15 protein-coding genes are annotated in these 24,289 nt (G+C 74.0%); 7 read left to right on the forward strand and 8 right to left on the reverse strand.

The window, feature by feature from the left end; translation table 11 throughout:
- Positions 1-63 precede the first annotated feature (63 nt).
- Positions 64-1,185, reverse strand: coding sequence for a hypothetical protein (locus ACSU53_RS06170; RefSeq protein WP_437025363.1), 1,122 nt, complete (start codon positions 1,183-1,185; stop codon positions 64-66).
- Positions 1,186-1,265: 80 nt separating this feature from the next.
- Between ACSU53_RS06170 and ACSU53_RS06175 the strand changes: the two genes are divergently transcribed.
- A complete protein-coding gene (locus tag ACSU53_RS06175) occupies positions 1,266-1,637 on the forward strand; it encodes an NTP pyrophosphohydrolase (protein WP_437025365.1) in 372 nt (123 codons plus the stop codon).
- Between the two features lie 22 nt (positions 1,638-1,659).
- On the opposite strand, the gene ACSU53_RS06180 is transcribed toward ACSU53_RS06175, so the two are convergent.
- Positions 1,660-9,024 carry an SDR family NAD(P)-dependent oxidoreductase gene (locus ACSU53_RS06180; RefSeq protein ID WP_437025367.1) on the reverse strand — a complete coding sequence of 2,455 codons (7,365 nt, stop codon included), beginning with the start codon at positions 9,022-9,024 and terminating at the stop codon, positions 1,660-1,662.
- 176 nt (positions 9,025-9,200) lie between these two features.
- Between ACSU53_RS06180 and ACSU53_RS06185 the strand changes: the two genes are divergently transcribed.
- From ACSU53_RS06185 to ACSU53_RS06210, 6 genes are all read left to right on the forward strand, one after another.
- Positions 9,201-10,196, forward strand: coding sequence for a 3-oxoacyl-ACP synthase III family protein (locus ACSU53_RS06185; RefSeq protein WP_437025369.1), 996 nt, complete (start codon positions 9,201-9,203; stop codon positions 10,194-10,196).
- The gene (locus ACSU53_RS06190) at positions 10,193-11,134 is read left to right on the forward strand and encodes an alpha/beta fold hydrolase (protein WP_437025370.1); all 942 of its coding nucleotides are present in this window, start codon (positions 10,193-10,195) and stop codon (positions 11,132-11,134) included. The genes ACSU53_RS06185 and ACSU53_RS06190 overlap by 4 nt, the downstream gene beginning before the upstream one ends.
- On the forward strand, positions 11,131-12,708 hold the full coding sequence (locus tag ACSU53_RS06195) for an AMP-binding protein (protein WP_437025372.1): 1,578 nt from the start codon (positions 11,131-11,133) through the stop codon (positions 12,706-12,708). The genes ACSU53_RS06190 and ACSU53_RS06195 overlap by 4 nt, the downstream gene beginning before the upstream one ends.
- A gap of 124 nt (positions 12,709-12,832) precedes the next feature.
- Positions 12,833-13,891, forward strand: coding sequence for an NAD-dependent epimerase/dehydratase family protein (locus ACSU53_RS06200; RefSeq protein ID WP_437025374.1), 1,059 nt, complete (start codon positions 12,833-12,835; stop codon positions 13,889-13,891).
- Positions 13,855-14,250 carry an acyl carrier protein gene (locus ACSU53_RS06205; RefSeq protein ID WP_437025376.1) on the forward strand — a complete coding sequence of 132 codons (396 nt, stop codon included), beginning with the start codon at positions 13,855-13,857 and terminating at the stop codon, positions 14,248-14,250. The genes ACSU53_RS06200 and ACSU53_RS06205 overlap by 37 nt, the downstream gene beginning before the upstream one ends.
- Entirely contained in the window at positions 14,247-15,473 is a 1,227-nt protein-coding gene (locus tag ACSU53_RS06210) for a beta-ketoacyl-[acyl-carrier-protein] synthase family protein (RefSeq protein WP_437025378.1), read from the forward strand. Before ACSU53_RS06205 ends, ACSU53_RS06210 begins: the two co-directional genes overlap by 4 nt.
- Before the next feature lie 170 nt (positions 15,474-15,643).
- Here ACSU53_RS06210 and ACSU53_RS06215 read toward each other — a convergent pair whose 3' ends face one another.
- The 6 genes from ACSU53_RS06215 to ACSU53_RS06240 all read right to left on the reverse strand — a co-directional run bounded on the left by ACSU53_RS06215 (position 15,644) and on the right by ACSU53_RS06240 (position 24,164).
- Entirely contained in the window at positions 15,644-17,170 is a 1,527-nt protein-coding gene (locus ACSU53_RS06215; protein WP_437025380.1) for an amino acid permease, read from the reverse strand.
- 151 nt (positions 17,171-17,321) lie between these two features.
- Positions 17,322-19,247: a 1-deoxy-D-xylulose-5-phosphate synthase gene (gene dxs, locus ACSU53_RS06220; protein WP_437025382.1), complete on the reverse strand. Its 1,926-nt coding sequence runs from the start codon at positions 19,245-19,247 to the stop codon at positions 17,322-17,324.
- Between the two features lie 216 nt (positions 19,248-19,463).
- Positions 19,464-20,753, reverse strand: a complete 1,290-nt coding sequence (locus ACSU53_RS06225; protein WP_437025384.1) for a sugar ABC transporter permease — start codon at positions 20,751-20,753, stop codon at positions 19,464-19,466.
- The gene (locus ACSU53_RS06230; protein ID WP_437025386.1) at positions 20,750-21,541 is read right to left on the reverse strand and encodes an ATP-binding cassette domain-containing protein; all 792 of its coding nucleotides are present in this window, start codon (positions 21,539-21,541) and stop codon (positions 20,750-20,752) included. The genes ACSU53_RS06225 and ACSU53_RS06230 overlap by 4 nt, the downstream gene beginning before the upstream one ends.
- 173 nt (positions 21,542-21,714) lie before the next feature.
- A complete protein-coding gene (locus ACSU53_RS06235; RefSeq protein ID WP_362097672.1) occupies positions 21,715-22,818 on the reverse strand; it encodes a substrate-binding domain-containing protein in 1,104 nt (367 codons plus the stop codon).
- A gap of 134 nt (positions 22,819-22,952) precedes the next feature.
- Positions 22,953-24,164: an ROK family transcriptional regulator gene (locus ACSU53_RS06240; protein WP_437033049.1), complete on the reverse strand. Its 1,212-nt coding sequence runs from the start codon at positions 24,162-24,164 to the stop codon at positions 22,953-22,955.
- Positions 24,165-24,289: the final 125 nt, after the last annotated feature.

The following is a 24,289-nucleotide window of genomic DNA, read 5'->3' on the forward strand; positions in this document are numbered from 1 at the left end:
GGCGGACGCACGGGGCCGTGCCCCGGCGTCCTGGCGGCGGCCCGGCAGGGCGGCGCCGCCGGGTCAGACCTCCTGCCAGGCCCGCAGGGCGAGTCCCGGTTCGTCCTTGCGGCGGGTGAGCCGCAGGGTTCCGGCGGACGGCGACAGGGTGGCCGCCACCAGCTCCTCGTGCTCGTCGAGGGCCAGCGCGACCCGGGCGTCGGCGGGCAGCGCCGGGCCGGACTCGGTCCACCAGGCGCCGGCCGGTTCCTGCTCGGTGGGATACGCGGCGAAGGCCACCCGGCCGCTCGCCGAGCGCTGCGCGAGCACGGTGCAGTCGTGGCCCTCGATGGTGCAGCGCACCGCGGAGACCGGACCGGGGCCGGCCGCGGCGAGCAGGGGAACCGGCTCGGTGCCCGCCCGCCACGCGCACAGCTCGCCGTGCTCGTCGGTGAAGTAGCAGGTGGTGTGCTCGGCGGAGGTGGCCAGGGCCCGCAGGGTGTCCGGCCGCACCGGCACGTCGACGCGGCCCGCCGGTACCAGCGGACCGGCCGGCTCGTCCTGGGTCCAGCGCCGGATGCCGCCCGGCACGGCCGCGTACACCTCGACGCGGCCCGAGCCCGCGGTCACGGCCACGGGCGCGCCGCGGACACCCGGCGCCCCCTCCGCGTCGGCGTCGTCCCCGGCGTTATGGCCGTCGCCGGTGTCGTTCCCGCCGTCGCCGGCGTTCCCGTCGTGTGCGCCGTTGGCGTCGCCGTCCGCCCGCCGCGGCGGCCGCCAGGGTTCCCAGCCGCCCTTCTCCTTCTGCACCCGCAGGGCGAGCCCGCCCGACGCGGTGGGCGCGACCACGTGGGCCCGGCCCCGGGCGTCGACGGCGACGGCCGGTGTCCCGGTGCGGTCGCCCTTGGTGGCGGGGTGCCCGACGGGCTGCCAGTCGAGGGGCGCGAGCCGGGGCCGGAAGTGGGTGGAGTGCACCAGGCCCGCCTGCCCGTTCCCGGTGGGCCGCCAGGCGACCAGATGGGCGTACCCGTCGGCGCCCCGGCCGACCGCCGCGCCCGGGAGCAGTCGCTGGTCGCCGCCGATCCGGCGGGGCGGCTCCCAGGGCCCGCCGGGGGCGAGTTCCGCACGGCACAGGACGGCGTCGTCCGACGGCAGGTACACGGTGAGGCGGCCGTCTCGGCCGCGGAGGAGCCAGTCGCCGTTCACCTCTTCACTTTATGCAGGCGTGTTCGAGCGCGACGCCGGGGGCCCGGCCCCGCCGGGGGCGTCCGTGGCACCCTGAGCGCATGAACGACAGCACCGTCCCGCTCGTGATCGTCGACGCCGCGAACGTGGTCGGTTCCGTGCCCGACGGCTGGTGGCGGGACCGGCGCGGCGCCGCCGAACGGCTCCGGGACCGCCTGGCCGCCGACGGCCTGCCCGGCCGCACCGGTCCGCTGGAGATCGTCCTGGTGGTGGAGGGCGCGGCCCGCGGGGTGGAGCCGGTGCCGGGCGTCCACGTGGAGTCGGCTCCGGGGAGCGGCGACGACCACATGGTCGAGCTGGTGTCCCGGGCGGCCGGCCGCCCCGTCCTGGTGATCACCGCCGACCGCGAGCTGCGCCGCAGGGTGACCGCCCTGGGCGCCGACGTCGCCGGTCCCCGGTCCGCGCCCCGCTGACACCGACGGCGTCCGGTGCCCGCTACGTGCCGGGCTCCGGGCTCAGGCGCTGGTGGATCAGCCGGGCGAGGTGGGTCAGCGTGCGGCCGGTGGCCAGGTCGGCCGGTCCGAGACGGACGTCGAAGAGTTCCCGCGCCTGCAGCAGGAACTGCGTGCCCAGCAGGGAGTCGAGTCCGAAGTCGGTCACGTTGAGCGTGGGGTCGAGGTCGTCCGGGGCGGTCTGCAGGACCCCGGCGAGGAGCTGGGTGACCGTCTCGATGATCTTGTGCACCGCTTCGTCCGCGGGGAGGTCCGCCAGCGTGCTCAGGAGCTCGTCGCGGGCGTCCGCGGAGGCGTAGGACGCCGGGACGAGCGGGGCGAACCGGGGGGTGGCCAGGGCGGGCAGCAGCCCGCGGGCGGCCCCCCAGCGGTAGCGGCCCGCCCCGGCGACGTCGGTCCCGGCCGCCAGGAGGCGGTCGGTGGTGGCCAGGACCTGGGCGGGGGTGAGCAGTTCGAGGCCGCGTCCGGTCATGGCGGGGCCCATGCCGCTGCGGGCGACGTAGCCGGTCCCGCCGATCGGTCCCCAGGCCAGCGCCGTACCCGTCAGGCCGGTGGCGCGCCGCGCCCGGGTGAGGGCTTCCAGGTAGGCGTTGGCCGCCGCGTAGGCGGCCTGTCCCGGGTTGCCGATGCCGGCGGAGACGGAGGAGAAGGCGAGGAACAGGTCGAGGTCCCGGCCGGCGGTGAGCCGGTGGAGCAGGGCGGCGCCCGCCGCCTTGGGGGCCAGGACGGCGGCGAACCGGTCGTCGGTGAGGTCGGCCAGCACCGCGTCGTCCATGTGCATCGCCGCGTGCACCACTCCGCGCAGGGGGTGCCCCGTGGCGTCCACGGCGTCCAGGACCCGGCGCAGCGCGGCCTCGTCGGTGACGTCGGCGGCGTGGGCGGTGGCGCGTACGCCGCGGTCGGTCAGCTCCCGGAGCAGGGCGGGTGCCCCGGGGGCGTCGGGTCCGCCGCGGGAGACCAGGGCCAGATGGCGGGCCCCGCGGTCGGCCAGCAGGTGGGCGGTGGCGGCGCCGAGGCCGCTGAGTCCGCCGGTGATCAGGTAGGTGCCCCCGGCGTCGAGGCGGAGGGCGGCGGGCGCGGGCTCCACCGGTACGGGTTCGTCCAGCGGGTCGAAGGTGACGACGACCTTGCCGGTGTGCCGGGAGTGCTGGAGGAGGTGGAACGCCTCGTCGATCCGGGCGGCGGGGTGGATCGTGTGGGGAAGCGGCCGGTAGGTGCCCGAGGCGGCCTCCGCCGCGAAGTCCTCCAGGAGCCGGGCACCCGGTTCCGGGGACTCGATGACGCTGTCGAGGTTGAAGCCGATGAAGGTGAGGCTGCGCTGGAACGGGCGGAGTGTGATCGGGTTGTTGAGGAAGATGTCCCTCTTGCCCAGCTCGATGAAGCGGCCGTTCGGGCGCAGCAGGTCCAGGCCCTGGGCGATGGCCTCGCCGCTGAGGGAGTTCACCAGGACGTCGACACCGCGGCCGCCGGTCAGTTCCCGTACCCGGGGGACGAAGTCCAGGCCGCGGGAGTCGAGCACGTGTTCGGCGCCGAGGGTGCGCAGCAGGTCCCGCTTGGTCTCGGTGCCCGCGGTGGCGATGACGTGGGCGCCCCGCCGGCGGGCGCACTGCAGGACGGCCAGGCCCACCGCCCCGGCTCCGCCGTGCACCAGCACGGTCTCCCCGGGGGCGAGGCGGGCCTGGTTGACCAGGGTCTGGTGGACGGTCAGGAAGGCGACGGGGAAGGTCGCCGCTTCCGTGAAGTCCAGTCCGTCGGGGATGCGGACGACGGCGGAGGCGGACGTCGTCGCGTGGGACGCGAGGGCGGCGGGCACCAGCCCGCACACCCGGTCACCGGGCTTCAGGTGCGTCACGCCCGGTCCCACGGCACGCACGACGCCGGCCCCGTCGGTGCCCAGTCCGCGGCCGACCTGACTGTTCTCGGCCGCCTCGGGCGGCAGCAGGCCGTTGGCCCGCATCGGGTCGCGGTAGTTCAGGGCCACGGCCCGCATCTCCAGGGCCACCTCGCCCGGCCCGGGCACGCTCGGGTCCGTCTGCCGCCAGACCAGCCGCCGGCGCAGGCCCGGATCGCGGGCTTCGAGGACGTAGGGCGTGCCGGCGGGTACGGCGGGCGGCTCCTGTGCCGGGTGTTCGACGTGCCGGGGGACGAACCGGCCGCGGGCGGTCAGGAGGATCTCGTCCTCAGGGGCGTCCGTGGCGTCCTCGGGGGCGAGGAGTTCCGCGGCCAGGCGGCGGGCATCGGTGCCGGGGTCCTCGGTGCGGTGGCAGGAGAGGCGGCACAGCCTCAGGTCGGGCCGCTCGTTGGCGAGGGTGCGGCAGGCCGCCCAGACGGCCGCGTCGACCGGGTGGGACGGCTGGTCCGGGGCGGGGAAGAGGCCGGTGGGGCGGGTCACGAGCCACACCCGGGGTCCGGGGCCGCCGCTCGGGCTGTCGCAGGCCTCGGCGAGGGCGCGCAGCAGGGCCGCCCGGCGGGTGGTCCGGGGGACGACGTCGTCCGGGCCGGGTTCGGCGAGCAGCAGGACGACGTGCGGTGCGGGGTCCGCGGGGAGCACGTCGCGCCATGCGGCGGCCCCGTCGGGCGCGGTGACGACACTCGCCCCGCCGAGGTGGGCGGCCAGGGCCCGCGCGGTGGCCGTCTCGGTCCCGTCCTCGACGGCGACCACCCAGGCGGTTCCGGGGAGCGGGCTCGGGGGCCCGGCGTCCGGCTCCTGGTCGTGGTCGGCCGCGGCGAGCAGGACGGAACGGTCCTCGGGTCCGGTCTGCGCGACACCGGAGAAGCCGCACTGCCGCAGCAGAGGTGCCCACTGGTCGCGGGCCAGGACGCGGGAGGCCGGGCGCAGGGTGTGGTCGCCGCGCTCCCAGAAGCCGTTCACCGTGCCGGACAGGAGGGCCTGGAGACGGGCGTCGTGCGGGGCGGTCGCCAGCAGGTGTCCGCCGGGCGCCAGCAAGGCGTGCAGCCGGCGCAGGGTGGCGGCCAGGTCGGTGGTGGCGTGCAGGGAGTCGCCCGCGAGGACGAGGTCGAAACCGCCCCGGTGCAGATCCTGGCCGGCCGGGTCGGCGTCCGGGTCCAGGACCCGGTGTTCGACGAAGTCGTGGGCCGCGAAGCGGTGTTCGGCGCGGGTGCGCGCACCGTCGCTGGTGACGGCGCAGGTGTAGCGGGTCCGGTCGGCCGGCAGGACGGGCAGGACCGCGGCCGTCAGGGCGGTGGTGGTCGCGCCGAACTCCAGGACGCGCAGGGGGCGGTCGGCGGGCCAGCGGGCGACGATGTCACCGAGCAGCGCCTGCACGGCCCGGTGGGTGAAGCGGTGGGCCGGACTCGTCTCGTGGAGCTGTTCGTGGGCGCTGTCCCCGGCCGGGAGGAGTTCGCGTGCGTCGGCGTGTCCCCGTACCACCTCGGGCAGCCGGCGCAGGTGCCGGTTGAGCAGCAGCGTCTCGGCGCCGAACGCGGGATGGTCCTCCACCAGTCCGCGTAGCATGGCCTCGGCGTGGATCTCCGCGCCGGTCAGCTGCCAGTTCTCCCCCACCGGCCGGACGAGACCGTGCTCGGCCAGCAGGGGCAGCATCAGCCGGACCAGCCGCCGGTGCCGGGGCTGCAGGCCCCCGGCCACCAGGTCACCCATCGTGAAGGGGGCCGCGGGGTCGGTGAGGAGGCCGTGGAGCGTCCCGGCCCAGCAGTGGGCGCCGGCCCGTCCGGCGGCGGCGGTGAACCGGCGGTGACCGCTGCTCTCCAGGGCGGCACGGGCGGCGGCGATCCGCGGCCCGGCGGCCCGTGCGACCTCGGTGGGCGCGGGCAGCGGGGAGGGCGGCGCGGGCTCCGCCCGGCGGGGGGCGGCCCGCAGGACGGTGCGCTGGACGGTCAGCGGGGTGTGCCCGGCCAGGTGGCCGCGGCGGGTGCGGCAGCCGTCGATCTCGACGGTGACCGTGCCGTCCGGGTCGGCGTAGGTGATGTCCCAGCAGATCTCGTTGGCGCCGCGGCTGCGGCGGCGCAGGTGCGCCACGCCGGTGGGCGCCGGGGTGCGCCACACGCGTACGGCGTCGAACACGGTCGGCAGGAACGCGGCGGACTCCGCATCCGCTCCGGCGAGGGCCACGGTGGCCTGGAGCGGCGCGTCCAGGAGGACCGGGTGGGCGGTGTAGGCGTCGGCGTCGTGCTCCAGCCGGTAGCTGACGAGGACCTCGTCCGCACCGGCGTCGACGCGGTCGATGAGCTGGAAGGCCGGGCCGCAGTTCAGGCCGATGCCGTGGCACGCCCGGTAGAAGTCCGGGCCGTCGATGCCCCGGTCGCAGCGCGCCCGGATCGTACCGACGTCGAGCGGGGCGGGTGCCGTGCCGAGCAGGGTGCGGACCTGGGCGCGCACGACGGGCAGGCACTCCCCGCCGTGTTCCTCGCGGACGCTGACGGTCAGGGCGCCGTCCTCGGGGGTCACCGCGGTCTGCACGGCGACCGGTGTCGGGTCCGGCCACGGCACGGACAGCGGGCGGCCGATCTCCAGGTGCCGTACCTCGACCGGCCGTTCCAGGGCCCGCCGTCCGGCGCTCAGGGCCATCTCCACGTAGGCGGCGGCCGGCATGAGGACGTCGTCGCCGATGCGGTGGTCGCCCAGCCAGGGCACGAGCTGCGGTTCGACGGTGCCGTGCCACACGGGGTGCGGGGCGGGCATCCGCTCGCCCACCAGCGGATGGTCCAGCAGGCCGCTGCCGCTGGTGTGCGCCACCAGGTCGTGCGCGGTGCCGTGCCAGTGCCGTTCGCGCTGCCAGGCGTAGGCGGGCAGGTCGGTGACCCGGCCCGGCCGGGGGAAGTGGTGGCGCCAGTCGGTGGCGGTGTCGGCGGCGAGTACGGCGGCGACGGCCGCCGCGGTCTCGCGGGGTCCGTCGCCGTCGCGGTGCAGGGTGGCGACGCAGGTGGCGCCGGTGTGGCGGAGGTAGGGGCGCAGCACCGGGTGCGGGCCGATCTCGACCAGGACACCGGCGTGTCCGGTGAGCCGGGCGGCGGCCTCGGCGAAGCGGACGGGTTCGCGGACGTTGCGCCACCAGTACTCGGCGTCGAGTTCCGGACCGTCCAGCGGGGTGCCGGTGACGGTGGAGAGGAAGGGGACGGCGGCGGGGGCGGGTCCGAGTCCGCCGAGTGCGTCGAGCAGGGGTTGACGGATGGGGTCCATGGCCCGGCTGTGGAAGGCGTAGTCGAGGTCCAGGTCGCGGAAGAAGACGCCGCGGCCGGCCAGTTCGACGCCCCAGGCCGCCAGCGCGTCGGCGTCGCCGGCGACGGTCACGTCCTTCTCGCTGTTGATTCCGGCGATCTCCAGGGCACCGCCGTGGCGTGCCAGTTCCTCGCGGGCCTCCGCCTCGGGCAGGCCGACGGCGGCCATGCGGCCCCGGCCGGCCGTGGCGCCCTGGGTGCGGCTGCGCTCGGCGATGACCAGCGCGGCCTGTTCCAGCGTCAGGACGCCCGCGGCGTGGGCGGCGGCGACCTCTCCGACGCTGTGCCCGGCCACCGCCCGCGGGCGCACTCCGTGCGCGGCGAGCAGTGCGGTCAGACCCGCCTGGACGGCGAAGAGGACGGGCTGGGCCACCTCGGTGCGCTGCCACCGCCGGGGGGACGGGTGGGCCAGTTCCTTGGCGACCGACCATCCCAGGTGGGGCGCGAGGGCCGCGTCGGCCCGCTCGACGGCCTCGCGGAAGGCCGGTTCGCCCGCCAGGAGGTCGGCGGCCATGCCCGGCCACTGGGAGGCGTTGCCGGAATACACGAAGGCCACGCCGTCCCGTGCGCCGGCCCGCACGACGGCCCCGCGGGCGGGTTCGGCGGCGGTCAGCCGGTCCAGCTGCCGGGCGGCGTCCCGGGGGTCCGCGGCCAGGACGGCGGCACGGTGGGGGTGGGCGGTGCGCCGCACGGTGGCGGTGTGGGCGAGGTCGTAGAAGTCCTCGGGTCCCGTCTCCCGCAGCCGGTCCGCCATGCGGGCGGTCATCTGCTTCAGGGCCTTGGGGGACCGCGCGGAGACGACCAGGGGCAGCGGACGCCCGTCCGGCACCGGGCGCGCCCCGGACCCGCCGGCGGCGGGCGACGGGGTGAGGACGGCGTGGGCGTTGGCACCGCCGAAGCCGAAGGCGCTCACTCCCACGGCGGACCGCTCCCCCACCTCCAGCGGTACGGGGTCGACGGCGGGGGCCAGGCCGAGTCCGTCGAAGTCGATCCGGGGGTTGAGGGGGCGGGCGTGCAGGGAGGCCGGTACCAGCCGGTGGCGCAGCACCAGGATGGCCTTGAGCAGGCCGGCCATGCCGGAGGCGGGCTCCAGGTGGCCGACGTTCGACTTCACCGAGCCGATCGGCAGCGGGCCGCAGCGGCGTCGCCGGCCCAGCGCCCGGCCGATGGCCTCGGCCTCCGCCGGGTCCCCGGCCTGGGTGCCGGTGCCGTGGGCCTCGACGTAGACCAGGTCGTCCGGGGCGACCCCGGCCTCCGCGTGGACCGCGTGCAGCAGGGCCTCCTGGGTCTCGGCGCTGGGCACGATCATGCCGGTGCTGCGGCCGTCGGTGTTGTTCCCGGTGGCGGCCAGTACGGCGTGCACACGGTCACCGTCCGCCAGCGCGTCCGTCAGGCGCTTGAGGACGAGCACCGCGCCGCCCTCGGCGCGGACGAAGCCGTCGGCGTCGGCGGAGAACGCCGCGCAGCGTCCGCGCCGGGACAGCATGCCCGCGTAGGAGAACCCGGCGAAGGAGTAGGGGTTGGACAGCACGTTGACGCCGCCCACCAGGGCGACGCGGCTCTGGCCCTCGCGCAGGGTGCGGCAGGCCCGGTCCAGGGCGACCAGGGCGGAGGAGCAGGCCGTGTCGACGGCCATGCTCGGCCCGCGCAGGTCGAAGGCGTACGACATCCGGTTCGCCGCGATGGACAGGGTGGCGCCCGGCATGGTGTGCGGACTGGTGTGGTCCTGCATCATCGACAGGTGCACGCCGTGGCCGGGGTCGGAGATGCCCACGTACACGCAGGTGTCCGAGCCGGCCAGGGATGCGGCGGGGATGGCGGCGTCGTCCAGTGCCTCGGCGGCCATCTCCAGCAGCAGCCGCTGCTGCGGGTCGATGTGCCGGGCCTCCGCGGGGGACATGCCGAAGTAGGCGGCGTCGAACGAGGCGATGTCCTCCAGGAAGCCGCCGGCCGCGGTGTAGCTGCGGCCGGGACGCACGGCCCCCGGGTCGACCGTGCGGTCCCGGGGCAGCCGGTCGGCGGGCATCTCGCCGACCACGTCCCGTCCGTCGCGCAGCACGGACCACAGTCCGTCCAGGTCGGTGATGCCTCCGGGGAGCCGGCAGCCCACACCCACCACCGCCACGGCCCGTTCATGCTGCTGCGTCGCCAAGTTCCCGCCCCTTCACGCCGATTGATGGCCTACCTGCGGATTGAAAGGGACAACGGGACGGAAAATCCAGTGCGAATCACTCGTCGGGGTGTAAACCACTGCACAATCGTCATTCCGGCCGGACGGCTGGCTACGGTGACGCGGTGCCCGAAGCCATCCGTGCCCGAATCGCCGCCGTGTCAGCACATCTTCCGTCCCGCTACCGGACCTTGGACGAGATCCGCGTCAAGATCACCGAGACGGGTGGTTACGCCCCGCCGCCCGGCCTGCTGGAGGACCTCACCGGGGTGCGCGGAGTCCATGTCCACGAGGACGGCGAGAACGCCTCCGACCTCGCCGTGACGGCCGCCCGGTCGGCGCTCGACCAGGCGGGCCTGAAGATCGAGGACATCGGTCTGCTGCTGTTCGCCTCGACCTCGCAGGACCTGATCGAACCGGCGACGGCCCACCTCGTGGCGGCCAAACTGGGCGCCTCCTGCCCGGTGTTCGACGTCAAGAACGCCTGCAACAGCTTCCTCAACGCCATGGAGGTGGCCGCCTCCTTCATCGAGACCGGCCGCTACCGCACGGTCCTCATCACCTGCGGGGAACCCTCCACCCTGGCCACCCGCTGGCACGCCCCCGACCGGGAGGACCTGCTGCGGGCCCTGCCCGGCTACACCGCCTCCGACGCGGGCGCCGCGATGGTGCTCACCGCCGGTCCGGCGGGCGAGGGCGATCCCGGCCTGCTGTCCCTGCGGTTCGTCAGCAACTCCGCCGCCTGGCAGTCCTGCACGGTGGCCGGCGGAGGCAGCATGCACCACCTCTCCGTCCACGACGACCACACCACCCTGCGGCTGAACGGGGACCTGCGCCAGGGTGCTCTCGACGTCCTCCCCCGGATCCTGGAGACCGCCGGGGAGGAGCTGCGGGCCGCGCAGGCCGGCGCCTACGCCTTCATCGCCTTCCACCAGATCGCCATGCCGCAGTACCGCGAGGTGATCGACACCTTCTCCCTCCCCGAGGACCGGTGCCTGCCCGCGGTGGCCGAGCACGGGAACTGCGCGGCGGCCTCGCTCCCCCTGCAACTGGTCAAGGCGCGCCAGGACGACCGCATCGAGCACGGGGACCTGGTGGCGATGATCGGCCTGGCCAGCGGTTTCAGCTTCGGCCTGGCCCTCGTCCGGTGGTGACCGCGCGAGCCGGCCGCGCCCCGGCGACGGACCCCGGTGCCCTGGAACGGCTGATGCCGGGCTACCCCGCGCCCCGGCACTGGCGGCGCGTGCCGGTCACCGGCCAGCACTATCTCGACCTCGGCTCCGGGCAGCCGGTGCTGTTCCTGCACGGCAACCCGTCGTGGAGCTACGTCTGGCGGGGACTGCTGCGCCGGCTCTCCCCGCACGCCCGCTGCCTGGCCCCCGACCTGCCGGGCTTCGGCCTCTCCCGGCACCTCAGGCCGGCGGACGGGGTGCCGGACCCCTACGAGGCCCAGCTGGAGCACCTGGACATCCTCCACCGCCACCTGGTGCGCGACCAGGGCCTGCCCGAGAAGGGCTGGACGTTCGTGCTGCACGACTGGGGCGGCCCGCTCGGCGTCGCCTGGGCGCTGCGGAACCCGGGCGTGGTGGCCCGGCTGGCCGTCTGCAACACCGTGGCCTTCCCCTTCCCGGACGGCTTCCGGCTGCCGTGGTACCTGCGGTGGATCCGCGACCACCGCCCGGTCGCCGAACTCGTCCACGCCACCAACGCGTTCGCCCGCACCGCGGCACGGGCCGGCGTCCACCGCCCGCTGCTCCCGGCCGAGCGCCGGGCCCTGCTGCGGCCCTGCGCCCGCCGCGCGGAACGGCGGGCGGTCACCGACGCCGTGCGGGCCATCCCCCGCGGGCCCGCGGACCCCGCCTGGCGGCTGCTCGAACCGCCCGGTGGCGGGGCCGGTACGGCGCATCTCCCGCTGCTCGTCGCCTGGGGGATGCGCGACCCCGTCTTCACCCCGGCCCTGCTGGGGGAATGGGCACGCCGGCACCCGCACGCCGCGATCCACCGCTTCCCCGACGCCGGGCACTTCGTGATGGAGGACGCCACGGCCGAACTGGGCGACCTCATCCGTGACTTCCTCCAGGAGACACCGTGACCTCGACCGTTCCCGGCATCGCCGCACGACTGGCCGGCCGACCCGACGCGATCGCCCTCGTCGAGACCCGCGGGGGAACCTCCAGGACCACCCGCCGCGGTGAACTGGTGCGGCACTCCCACCACATCGCCGGGGCCCTGCGCGGCGCGGGCGTCCGGCCCGGTCACAAGGCCGTGGTGATGACCCGTGACGCCCACGACCTCACCGCCGTCTCGTACGCCCTCGGCCTCCTCGGCGCCGTCCCCGTACTGATCGAACCGCGCGCCGAGGTGGGCCGCTGCCTGGAGGACGTCGCCCCGGAGGTCTTCGTCGGGGAGCCGCTGGCCCACCTCGGACGCCGGGCCCTGGGCTGGGGCCGCCCGCACATCGGGATCTCCCTGGTCACCGGGTCCGCTCCGCTGCTCCCGGGACGGCGGCTGACCACCCGGACACCGGCCGGCGGCGTCCCGGCCGCACCGCTGAGCGAGCCCGGCGGCGACGGGCCGGCCCTCATCGCCTTCACGTCCGGATCCACCGGACGGCCCAAGGGCGCGGAGTACCGCCACACCACCCTGGCGGGCCAGCTCGACGCGCTCACGACGCTGATCGGCCCCCGTCCCGACGACGTGCTCCTCGCCGGGTTCCTGCCGGCCGCCCTGCTCGGCCCGCTCCTCGGCCTGGCCACCGTGGCCCCGGCCGTGCGCCACCTGGCCCCGGCCCGCACCGCGCCGGAGGAACTCGTCGGGCCGATCCTGCGGCACCGGGCCACCGTCGTCCTGGCGTCACCCGCCGTGCTCACCCTGATCGCCCGTCACTGCGCCCGCCACGCCCTCACCCTGCCCTCGGTCCGGCAGGTCCTCTCCTTCGGCGCCCCGCTGCGCCTGGGCCTCGTCGACGCCCTGCGCGAGGCCGTGCCGGACGAGGCCGAGATCCTCAGCGTCTACGGCGCCACGGAGTGCCTGCCCGTCTCCGCGATCGGCGATCACGACCTGCGGGACTCCCGCGTCCGGCCGCCCGCGGGACACTCCGGCACCTGCCTGGGCCGGCCGCTGCCCGGCATCCGCGCCCGGATCCTCGACGCCGACGCCACCGGGGCCGGCGAGATCGCCGTCACCGGCCCGACGGTCAGTCCCGCGTACCACGCGCGCCCGGACGCCGACGCCGTCACCAAGAGCCACACCGACCACGGCGTGCTGCACCGCACCGGAGACCTCGGCCGGCTCGACGACGAGGGCCGGCTGTGGTTCCTCGGCCGCAGGGCCCACCTGGTGACCGGGACCGGCTTCACCCTGGCCACCGAGGACATCGAGGCAGCCGCGGACACCGCCCCCGGTGTCCGGCGCACCGCCCTCGTCGGGGTCGGCACGGCGCTGTGCCAACTGCCCGTGCTCTGCGTGGAACCCCTCCCCTCCACGCCCCGCGCCGCCGTGGTGACGGCCGTGCGCGCCGTCCTGCGGGACCACCCGGAAGGGCACCGGGTGGGTGCCGTGCTGATCCATGGCGGCTTTCCGACCGACCCCCGGCACAACTCCAAGATCGACCGCCTGCGGCTGGTCGGCTGGGCGGCGCGGCGCCTGCGCGGGAGGACCCGGTGAAGGCCCTGCCACCGGCCGGAGCGCCGGTCCCCGCCGGGCGGCCCGTGGGCGCACGCACACCGACACCGGCCGCCGCACCCGGCCCGCCGGGACACCCGCGGGGCACCCCGCACGAAAGGGTCCGATGAACGTACTGGTCACCGGCGGAAGCGGCTTCCTCGGTCTGGAGATCTGCCGGCAGCTGAGCGCGCGCGGCCACGTCGTCTCGTCCCTGGGACGCCGCCCCAGCACCGCGCTGGAAGGGCTGGGCGTCCGCCAGCACCTGGGGGACCTCGCCGACGCCGCCGCGGTCTCCCGCGCCGTGGCCGGGTGCGACGCGGTGGTGCACAACGCCGCCCTGGCCGGTGTCAGCGGCCCGCCGCGGCCCTACTGGGCCACGAACGTCGTCGGCACCCGCCACGTGATCGAGCAGTGCCGTGCGCACGGGGTCCGCACCCTGCTGTACACCTCGACCGCCAGCGTCGTCTTCCGGCCCGGCGGCCTGGAGGGCGTCGACGAGAGCCTGCTCCCCTCCCCGCGCCACCTGGCCGCCTACCCCGCCACCAAGGCCCGCGCCGAGGCCCTGGTGCTGACCGCCCACGGTCCGGAGCTGGCCACCGTCTCGCTGCGCCCGCACATCATCTGGGGGCCGGGCGACCCGCACTTCGCCCCCGCCCTCGCCCGCACCGTGCGGGCGGGCCTGCTGCCGATGCCCGGCGACGGCGGCAACCTCGTCGACACCACCCACCTCCGTACCGCCGCCCACGCCCACCTGCTGGCCCTGGACCGGCTGCGGCAGTCACCGCGGACCGTGGGCGGCCGCGCCTACTTCATCGGCCAGGGCGACCCACGCCCCCTGCGCGAGATCACCCGTCACTTCCTGCGGGCCGCCGGCATCGACGCCCGCTGGTGTTCCGTACCGCCCCGGCCGGCCACCGCCGGGGCCGCGGTCGCCGAGACGGTGCTGCGCGCGGTCCGCAGTTCCCGCACCCATGCCCTGAGCCGCTTCCTCGTCGCGGAACTGCTGCATCCGCACCACTTCGACCTCACCGCGGCCCGCCGCGACCTGGGTTTCGTGCCACCGGTCGGGTTCGACGCCGGGATCGCGGAGCTCGCCCGTCTCGCCGCATCCGCCGCGTCCGTACCCCAGAGCCGCAAGGAGAACCCGTGCCCGACACCTACGACACCCTCCGTTCCGTCCTGACCAGTGCCTTCCGCGTCCCGGAGGAGGAGATCCGGCCCGAGCTGACCCTGGCTCAGCTGGACCTGGACTCCCTGGCCCTGACGGAACTGGTGCTCATCCTCCACGAACGCCTCGGGGTGAGGATCGACGGTGAGCAGGCCTCCCGCGAGACGACCCTCGCGCGGATCGTCGAGCACCTCGACGCCCTGCGCACGGGTGCCACGGACGGCACGCACGGCGCGGACCGGGCGGTCGGCACGGGCGGCGCGCACGGCACGGGTGGCGCGGACAGCGCGGGAGGTGCGCACGGCGCGCACGGCGCGGACGGGTCCGGTGGCGCGGGCGGGTCCGGTGGCGCGGTGACGGCGGTGAGCCGGTGACCGCGCCCGTCGCCGTGACCGGCCTCGGTCTGGTCACCCCCGCCGGCGAGGACGCCGGCGCCACCTGGGAGACGGTGTGCCGCGGCGCGGGCACGGCGACCCGCGATCCGGCGCTGGCCGGGCTCCCGGTGGACTTCTCCTGCCGTGTCCCGCTGTCCCGCGACGCCCTGGACCGGCGCGTGGGACGCGCCGCCTGGCGCATGTCGCGCAACGCCGCGCTTGCCGTGCTCGCCGCCCGGGAGGCGGTGCGCGACGCCGGCCTCGATCCGCGCACGTGGGACGGCGACCGGGTCGGGGTCGTCATCGGCTGCGGGCTCGGCGCGGACGCGGTGCGCGAGGAGCAGGCGGCACGGCTGGAGGAACGGGGCGCCGACATGGTCTCGGCGCTCACCATCCCCCAGATCATCCCGAACATGGCGGCCGGCGAGGTGTCCATCGCCCTCGGGGCCCGCGGGCCGGGCCTCGCCCCGGCCACCGCCTGCGCCTCCGGTGCCACCGCCGTCGCCGTGGCCCGCGACCTCCTCGCCTCCGGGCAGTGCGACGTCGCGGTGGCCGGGGCCACCGAAGCCGCCGTCACCCCGTTGGCGACCGCCGGTTTCTGGCGTGCGGGCGCCCTGTCCCGGCGCGTCGACGCGCCCGCCGAGGCGTCCCGGCCCTTCGCCGCCGACCGTGACGGCTTCGTCATGGCGGAGGGCGCGGGCGTCCTCGTGCTGGAACGCACCGGGGACGCGGCGGCCCGCGGTGCGCGGGTCCGCGCCCGGCTGGTGGGCTGCGGCAGCACCTCGGACGCCCACCACCCGACCACGCCCGCCCCGGACGGCCGGGGCGCGGAGGCCGCCCTGCGCGCCGCCCTGGCGGACGCGGGCCTGGCGCCGTGCGACGTCGACCACGTCGACGCCCACGGCACCTCCACCCCGCTGGGCGACTCGGGCGAGGCGGCCCTGATCGCCCGGGTCCTGCCGCACCGGCCCAGCGTCACCGCGCCCAAGGGCGTACTCGGCCACAGCCTCGGTGCGGCGGGCGCGGTGGAGGCGGCCCTGACCGTGCTCACCCTTCAGCACGGCACGGTGCCACCGGTCGCGAACCTGGACGCACCGGCACCCGGCTTCGACCTCGACTGCGTCACCAAAGGCCCCCGGCGGCAGGACGTGCGGGTCGCCGTCAGCCACTCCTTCGGCTTCGGCGGGCACAACGTCGTCCTCGCCCTGGCCCGGGCCGGCTGACCTCTCACCGGGCCGCCGTGCGGACCGCCAGGCGGGCCGGCAGGGGCTGCCGCGGAGAGGCCGCGGAGGGCCCCGCTCACGCCCCTCGGAGGCGTCCCGGCAACGCCCCCGGGAGGACGGTCCGGGGGCGCAGGAGCGGTCTCGCCCGAGCGGGCACGGACCCGGCAGGTTCAGCCGGAGCCCGTGCCGCCCGACCGGCCGAGGGGCGCCCCGGGCTGCGTTCCGCCCTCCCGCGCCAGACGGCTGTTCCGGCGGCTGTAGAGGAAGTAGACGGCGATGCCGACCGCCATCCAGATGCCGAAGCGGATCCAGGTCTCGGCGGGCAGGTTGAGCATCAGCCACAGGGAGGCGGCGACCGACACGATCGGCAGCACCGGCACCCAGGGGGTGCGGAACGCCCGGTGCAGGTCGGGCCGGGTCCTGCGGAGGATGAGGACGCTGATCGCGACGATCACGAAGGCGAACAGGGTGCCGATGTTCACCAGCGCGGCGAGCTCGTTGAGCGGGGTGAAGCCCGCGAGGACGGCGATGGCGACACCGAGCAGGATCGTCGGCCGGTGCGGGGTCCGGAACCGGGGGTGGACCTGGGAGAAGAACCTCGGCAGCAGTCCGTCGCGGCTCATCGCGAAGAAGACCCGGGTCTGGCCGAGCAGCAGGATCATGCAGACGGTCGTCAGGCCGACGGCGGCCCCGAAGCTGATGAAGCCCGCGAACCACGGATGCCCGGTGGCCTTGAAGGCGTCCGCCAGCGGGGCGTCCACGGACAGTTCGCTGTAGTGCTGCATACCGGTGACGACGATCGACACCAGCACGTACAACACGGTGCAGATGAGCAGGGAGCCGAGGATGCCGCGGGGCATGTCGCGCTGCGGGTTCCTGGTCTCCTCGGCGGCGGTGGCGACGATGTCGAAGCCGATGAAGGCGAAGAAGACCACCGACGCCGCCGTGAAGATGCCCATCACGCCGAAGTTGGCCGGGGCCCAGCCGAACATCAACTGGATGAGCGGGGAGTCGAGGCTCTCACCCGCCGGAACCGGCTGGGATTCCGGGATGAACGGGTCGTAGTTGTCGGCGGTGATGAAGAAGGCCCCCGCGATGATGACGACGAGGACCACGGTCACCTTGATGGCGACGACGACCGAGGTGACGCGGGCGGACAGCTTCATGCCGAGGACGAGGATGCCGGTGAGCACCAGCACCAGGACGGCGGCGAGGAGGTCGAACCCGAAGACGTCGGAGCCCTCCCGGCTGCCCAGGGCCGCGGGCATCTGCCAGCCCGCGTTGTCCATGAGCGACTGGATGTAGCCCGACCAGCCGACGGCCACCACCGCCGTGCCGAGCGCGAACTCCAGGACCAGGTCCCAGCCGATGATCCAGGCCGGCAGCTCTCCCAGGGAGGCGTACGAGAAGGTGTAGGCGGAGCCCGCCACCGGCACGGTGGAGGCGAACTCGGCGTAACAGAGCGCGGCGAGCGCGCAGACGACACCGGCCACCACGAACGCCAGGGCCGTGGCCGGTCCGGCGTTGTCCTTGGCGACCGTACCGGTGAGCACGAAGATGCCGGTGCCGATGATGACACCGACGCCGAAGACGGTCAGGTCCAGCGCGGAGAGGGACTTCTTGAGCGAGTGCTCGGGTTCCTCGGTGTCGCGGATGGACTGCTCTACGTTCTTCGTCCTGAAGAGAGGGCTGGTCACGGGTACCTCCCACGCGTGGCGTCCTCGACAAGATCGAGATCGAATCGAGAGGGGGCGTAGGTCGTATGCCCCGGCGTGGGCATCTTCACGCGGACGGGCCGCCCGCGCCACTCGTCGTGGCGGGGCGGCCCGTCCGGCGGTGCCCGGTCCGTCAGTCGCGTGCCGCTTCGACCGGACCGACGGCGGAACGCTCGTACCGGCCGTCCAGCCGGGCGACCAGACCGGTCACCTGGCGGGCGATGTCGGGGGCGGTCAGCCCGATCTCGGCCAGCACCTCGGCGCGGGAGGCGTGGTCCAGGAAGCGCGGCGGGATGCCGAAGTCGCGCAGCGGCACGTCCACGCCGGCGTCGCGCAGGGCCTGGGCGATCGTGGAGCCGACACCGCCGACGCGGGAGTTGTCCTCGACGGTGACGACCACGCGGTGCTTGTCGGCGAGCGGTGCCATGGCCTCGTCCACCGGCTTGACCCAGCGCGGGTCGACCACGGTGGTGGAGATGCCCTGCCGGTCGAGGAGCGAGGCGATCTCCAGGCACATGGGGGCCAGCGCGCCGACGGAGACCAGGAGCACGTCCGGCGTGTCGGTGCCGGGCTCGCGCAGCACGTCCATGCCGCCCACCCGGCCCACGGCGGGCACGGCCGGGCCGACGGCGCCCTTGGAGAAGCGGACCACGGTCGGCGCGTCGGTGACCTGGACGGCCTCGCGCAGCTGGGCGCGGACCTGGTCGGCGTCGCGCGGCGCGGCCAGCCTCAGGCCGGGGACGACCTGGAGGATCGACATGTCCCACATGCCGTTGTGGGACGCGCCGTCGGTGCCGGTGACCCCGGCCCGGTCCAGGACGAAGGTGACGCCGCACTTGTGCAGCGCCACGTCCATCAGGACCTGGTCGAAGGCGCGGTTGAGGAAGGTGGCGTACACCGCGAACACGGGGTGCACCCCGGCGTGCGCGAGGCCCGCGGCGGAGACGGCGCCGTGCTGCTCGGCGATGCCGACGTCGTAGACCCGGTCGGGGAAGCGCTTGGCGAACTTGTCGAGGCCGACCGGCTGGAGCATGGCGGCGGTGATGGCGACGAGGTCCTCGCGCTCCTCGCCGAGCTTGACCATCTCCTCGCCGAAGACGCTGGTCCAGTCGGCGCCGGAGGTCGCGATGGGCAGGCCGGTGTCGGGGTGGATCTTGCCGACGGCGTGGAAGCGGTCGGCCTCGTCGGCGAGGGCGGGCTGGTAGCCGCGGCCCTTCTCGGTGAGGCAGTGCACGATGACCGGGCCGCCGAAGCGCTTGGCGCGGGCCAGGGCGGACTCCAGGGCCTCGATGTCGTGGCCGTCGATGGGGCCGACGTACTTCAGGCCGAGGTCCTCGAACATGCCCTGCGGGGCGATGAAGTCCTTCAGGCCCTTCTTGGCGCCGTGCAGGGTGTCGTAGAGGGCCTGGCCGACGACCGGGGTGCGCTCCAGGAGCTCCTTGGTGCGGGCCAGGAAGCGCTCGTAGCCGTCGGTGGTGCGCAGGGTCGCCAGGTGGTCCGCGAGGCCGCCGATGGTGGGCGCGTAGGAGCGCTCGTTGTCGTTGACGACGATGACCAGCGGGCGGTCCTTGGCGGCGGCGATGTTGTTCAGCGCCTCCCAGGCCATGCCGCCGGTCAGCGCGCCGTCGCCGATGACGGCGACGACGTGGCTGTCGTCGCGCTTCATGATCTGGTTGGCCTTGGCGATGCCGTCGGCCCAGCCGAGCACCGTGGAGGCGTGGCTGTTCTCGATGACGTCGTGCTCGGACTCGGCCTGCGAGGGGTAGCCGGACAGGCCGCCCTTCATCTTGAGCCTGGAGAAGTCCTGCCGGCCGGTCAGCAGTTTGTGCACGTACGACTGGTGTCCGGTGTCCCACAGGACTTTGTCCCGGGGCGACTCGAACACGCGGTGCAGGGCGATGGTGAGTTCCACGACGCCCAGGTTGGGGCCGAGGTGGCCGCCGGTCTTGGAGACCGCGTCGACCAGGAAGGTCCGGATCTCCTCGGCCAGCTGGTTCAGCTCCTCCAGGGTGAGCCGGTCCAGATCGCGCGGTCCCCCGATACGGGTCAGCAGCGGCACCCGTGCCTCCTTGCAGTAGAGCTGATCGAGCTGTTGCCGGGCTCGTCGAGTCTAATGTTCCGTTCGGGCCCGCGGACTCCGGGCGGTGCGTGATGGGTCACGCGATCGGCTGTACCCAGGATCGGGGCGTCCTACGACACCCCTGCCGTCCGCACGCCTGTTGCCCGGCACCGCCGAGCGGCACCGGGCAACAGGGGGGAGCGGACGGGCGGGGTGCTAGGCGCGCCCTGCCGTCTTCTGCGTCTTGCGGGTGACGGCGTCGATGACGACGGTCGCCAGCAGCACGCCGCCGGTGATCATGTACTGCACCGGGGAGGCGATGCCCTCCAGCGCGAGGCCGTACTGGATGGACACGATGACCATGACACCGAGCAGGGCGTCCCAGGTGCGGCCGCGGCCACCGAAGAGGGACGTACCGCCGATCACGGCGGCGGCGATGACGTTCATCAGGAACTCACCGGTGCCCGCGCCCTGGTTGGCGGAGGCGATCTTCGACGCGACGAAGAGGCCGCCGATCGCGGCGAAGGTGCCGGCGATCGCGAAGACCGAGATCCGGACCAGCTCGACGTTGATGCCGGCGCGCCGGGATGCCTCGACGCTGCCGCCGAGCGCGAAGACCTTGCGGCCGTACGCGGTGCGGCGCAGCACGAAGTCCGTGAGCACCAGGAACGCCAGGAAGATCACCACGGCCAGCGGGAGGCCCTTGTACTGGTTGAACACGATCGCGACGGCGAACGCCAGGATCGCGAGCAGCACGGTCCGCACGATGATCTCGTTCAGCGGCCGGGAGGGGACCCCGGCGGCCTCGCGGCGGCGGTTGTCGAAGAACGCCGTGAGGAAGTACACGGCGGTCACCACGACCGCCAGGCCGTAGGCGGCGGCCACGTCGGTGAAGTAGTGGCTGGTCAGCTTGACGACCAGGCCGTCGGAGTCGAGGTTGATCGTGCCGTTGCTGCCGAGGATCTGCAGCATGAAGCCCTGCCAGAACAGCAGTCCGGCGAGGGTCACGGCGAAGGCCGGGACGCCGATGCGGGCGAAGAAGAAGCCGTGGATGGCGCCGGCCGCGGTGCCGGTGAGGATCGCCAGCACGAGGGCCAGGATCTCGTTCATCCCGTGGGTGACGCTGAGCACCGCGAAGGTGGCGCCCGCGACACCGCTGACCGAGCCGACCGACAGGTCGATCTCGCCGAGCAGCAGGACGAACACGATGCCGACGGCGATCATGCCGGTGCCGACCATGGCGACGGACATGTCGGAGAAGTTGCCGGCGGTCAGGAAGTTGGAGTTCAGGCCGGTGAAGATGGCCCAGATGACCAGCAGGCCGACGACCACGGGGATCGAGCCGAGGTCACCCGCCTTCATCTTCCGCTTGAACTCGCCGAGGTAGCCGGCGAAGCCCTGCTCGCGCACCAGCAGCCGCGGGTCGACCACGGTCACCGCGGCGGAGGCCGCCTCGGGGTTGTCGACGGCGTCGGTCTTGGTGGTGGAGGTCTTTTCGGTGCTCACTTGTTGATCTCCCCATTGGTGCGCGCCGCACGACGGGTCACGGCGTTGTCCGTGGCGCCCGTGATCGCGGAGATGATCTCTTCCTGGGAGGTCGACTTGACCTCGAAGACGCCGTTGTTGCGTCCCAGGCGCAGGACGGCCACCTTGTCCGCCACGGCCTTGACGTCGGCCATGTTGTGGCTGATGAGGATGACCGCGTGGCCGCGCTCGCGCAGCCGCTCGACCAGGTCGAGGACCTGGGCGGTCTGCTCGACGCCGAGGGCGGCGGTCGGCTCGTCGAGGATCACCAGCTTCGGCTCGCCGAGCATGGAGCGGGCGATCGCCACGACCTGGCGCTGACCGCCGGAGAGCGAGGCGATCGGGATGCGGACGCTGGGGATGCGGATCGAGAGGGTGTCGAGGAGCTCGCGGGAGCGGCGCTCCATCTCCACCTCGTCCAGGACGCCGCGCTTGCGCAGTTCCCGGCCCAGGTAGAGGTTGCCGACGACGTCGATGTTGTCGCACAGCGCGAGGTCCTGGTAGACCGTCGCGATGCCCAGGCTCTGGGCGTCGTGGGGCCGGCCGATCGACACGCGGCGGCCTTCCCACTCGATGGCGCCTTCATCGATGGGGTGCACGCCGGCGATCGTCTTGACCAGCGTGGACTTTCCGGCACCGTTGTCGCCGACCAGGGCGACCACCTCACCGGCGTGGACCTCAAGCTCAACGTCGGTGAGCGCCTGGACGGCACCGAACCGCTTGGAGACCCCGCGCAACGCCAGCACGGGCGTAGCGGACACAAGAACCATCTCCTTCGCCGCCTGACCCGGCGGGAGGTTGTGCAGCAGATTGGGGGGTGTTCCGCCGGCGCCCCGCGTAGCTTGCGGGGCTGTCGGTGTGCGGGGCGCCGGCGGAGCTCATGGCAGCCGGTCCGGTACGGGGGCCCGGTGCGGGCTCCCGTACCTCAGGACCTGGGGGCTGCTTACTTCAGACCGATCTTGTCGCAGGCGGCCTTGTACTTGCCGGCGCAGATCTCCTGGACGGTGTAGACGCCGTCCTTGACGACGGTGTCGGCGATGTTGTCCTGGGTCAGCGAGACGACCGGGACGAGCACGGCGGGAACACCCTTGGTGGTCGGGCTGTCGACCTTGTCCTTGGCGATGGAGTCGAGCGACTTGCCCTGGGCGAGCGCGACGGCCATCTCCGCGGCGGCGTCGGCCTCCGGGGCGTACGGCTTGTAGACGCTCATGTACTGCTCACCGGTGACGATGCGCTGCACACCCGCGAGCTCGGCGTCCTGGCCGGTAACCGGGATGTCGTCGATGCCGGCGGACTTCAGGGCGGTGATGATGCCGCCCGCCATGCCGTCGTTGGCGGAGTAGACGCCGACGATCTTGTCCTTGCCGAGGGCGGAGATGGCGCCCTCCATGTTGGCGTTGGCGTTCTCCGGCTTCCACTCCTTGGTGTCGTACTCGCGGCCGATCTTGACCTTGCCGTCGAGGACGGAGTGGGCGCCTTCCTTGAACTGGGCGGCGTTCGGGTCCGTGGAGGAACCGTTCATCATGACGATCTGGCCGTCCTTGGCCTTGTCGCCCAGCGCCTTCAGCAGGGCCTCGCCCTGCGTCTTGCCGACGGTCACGTTGTCGAACGAGGTGTAGGCGTCGATCGGGCCCTCGGCGAGGCGGTCGTAGGCGACGACCGGGATGTCGGCGTCCTTGGCCTTCTTGACCGAGCCGGCGATCGCCTTGGCGTCCACCGCGTCGACGATGAGGACGTCCACCTTGTTGGTGATCATCGTGTCGACCTGCTGGTTCTGCAGGCTGGCGTCCTGCTTGGCGTTGGCGTAGACGACCTCGGCCTTGTTGTTCGTCAGCTCCTTGATCTTCTTCTCGATCAGCGGCTTGTCGAACTTCTCGTAGCGCGCGGTCTGGTTCTCCGGCAGGAGCAGACCGACCTTGATGTCGTCACCCTTGGCGGCGGCCGAGCCGCCGTCGTCCTTCTTGTCGCCCGACTCCGCGGCGCTGCCGCAGGCGGCCAGCGAGACGGCCATCGCACCGGCGGCGATGGCAACAGCGGCTCGACGCATACGCGTGTTCACTTTCAGAAACCTCCCTGACGAGGCCGCGTCGCTGCGGCCGAGGTGGCTGGAAGTCAACTCGGCCACACGTGCGACGTCAAGGAGTAAATCCTTAACGAGATGGCAACGGTGTCATCCGTTTTCTAAGTGAAGGCAGGAGTGGCCACGGCCGGGCGGCGCGCGGCAGTGCCGTCAAGCAGGGTCGAATCGCCCATTTCGCTCAGCGCGAGGGCGAGTGCCCCCAGCACCTCCGCGCGGCTGCCAAGGGCCCCTGGAAGCACGGAGAGTTGGCGGGCGGCACTGGGGATCGCATAGCGCCCCACGGACTCCCTGATGGGCCCCAGAACCAGCTCTCCGGCCTCCGCCAGATCCCCGCCGAGGACCACCCGGCTGGGGTTCAGGAGGTTGCAGAGGTTGGCGACACCGCTGCCGATGTGGCGGCCGACGTCGGCGATGACCCGGCGGCAGCCCGGGTCGCCCTCCCGGGCGAGCCGCACGACGCCCTCCATGGTGAGGTCGGTGCCGTGACTGGACTGGAGCAGCGGCAGCACGTAGCGGGCCGCCGTGAAGGTCTCCAGGCAGCCGCGGTTGCCGCAGCGGCAGACGGGGCCCGACTCGTCGAGCGTGATGTGCCCGATCTCCCCGGCGGTGCCGCCGGGGCCGCGGTAGATGTTCCCGCTGATCACCAGGCCGGCGCCGACACCGCTGGCGACCTTGATGTAGGCCAGGTCGCGCACGCCCCGCCCGCTGCCCCAGACCATCTCGCCCAGGGCGCCCAGGTTGGCGTCGTTGTCCACCTGCACCGGCACGCCGAGGCGCCCCCGCAGCTCCTCGGCGGGCTTCGTGCCCGTCCAGCCCGGCAGGATCGAGGTCGACCCCAGGCTGCCCGACTCCACGTCGATCGGCCCGGGCACGCCCAGACCTACGCCGGTGATCTTGGAACGGTCCACCCCGGTCTCCTCGATCAGCCGGTTGACCAGTTGTTCCGCCCGGTCGAAGCCCTGGGTCGCCGAGGCGTCCACGTCCAGCGGCTCGGACTGCTCGGCCAGCACCTGGTGGGCGAGGTTGCCGACGGCGACGCGCAGATGCGTGTGCCCGAAATCCACCCCTATGACGATACCGGCGTCCTCGCTGAGCGAGACGCTGCGGGCCCGGCGTCCGCCCGCCGAGGTGGGGGTGACCTCGACGGTGCCGGCGTCCTTCAGTTCCCGGACGATGTTGGACACCGTCGCCGCGGACAGGCCCGTCGTCCTGGCGATCTCCGCCTGCGTGAGGGAACCCGCGAGACGTACTGCCCGGACGACCCGCTCCAGGTTGGCTCGGTGCAGCGACGACTGCGACCCCGGAGTCTCCACGACGACCTCCTGCGCGCGGGGCCGCTTCGGCGAGACCCCGTCCATCCAACTAGTGAACTCTAAGCTGAGCCGTTCGGGTCGCCTCACGTCAAGAGGTTGAACTGTTTCCGGGGGCAGGAACACAC

The organism is Streptomyces sp. enrichment culture (genome assembly GCF_964273255.1).
In the GTDB taxonomy this organism is placed as follows: Bacteria; Actinomycetota; Actinomycetes; order Streptomycetales; family Streptomycetaceae; genus Streptomyces.

What these genes read in the sequence shown, in the direction of transcription:
- ACSU53_RS06235 (WP_362097672.1), bottom strand. Translation starts at nt 22,818, where the DNA reads ATGCGTCGAGCCGCTGTTGCCATCGCCGCCGGTGCGATGGCCGTCTCG.
- ACSU53_RS06230 (WP_437025386.1), bottom strand. Translation starts at nt 21,541, where the DNA reads ATGGTTCTTGTGTCCGCTACGCCCGTGCTGGCGTTGCGCGGGGTCTCC.
- ACSU53_RS06200 (WP_437025374.1), top strand. Translation starts at nt 12,833, where the DNA reads ATGAACGTACTGGTCACCGGCGGAAGCGGCTTCCTCGGTCTGGAGATC.
- ACSU53_RS06175 (WP_437025365.1), top strand. Translation starts at nt 1,266, where the DNA reads ATGAACGACAGCACCGTCCCGCTCGTGATCGTCGACGCCGCGAACGTG.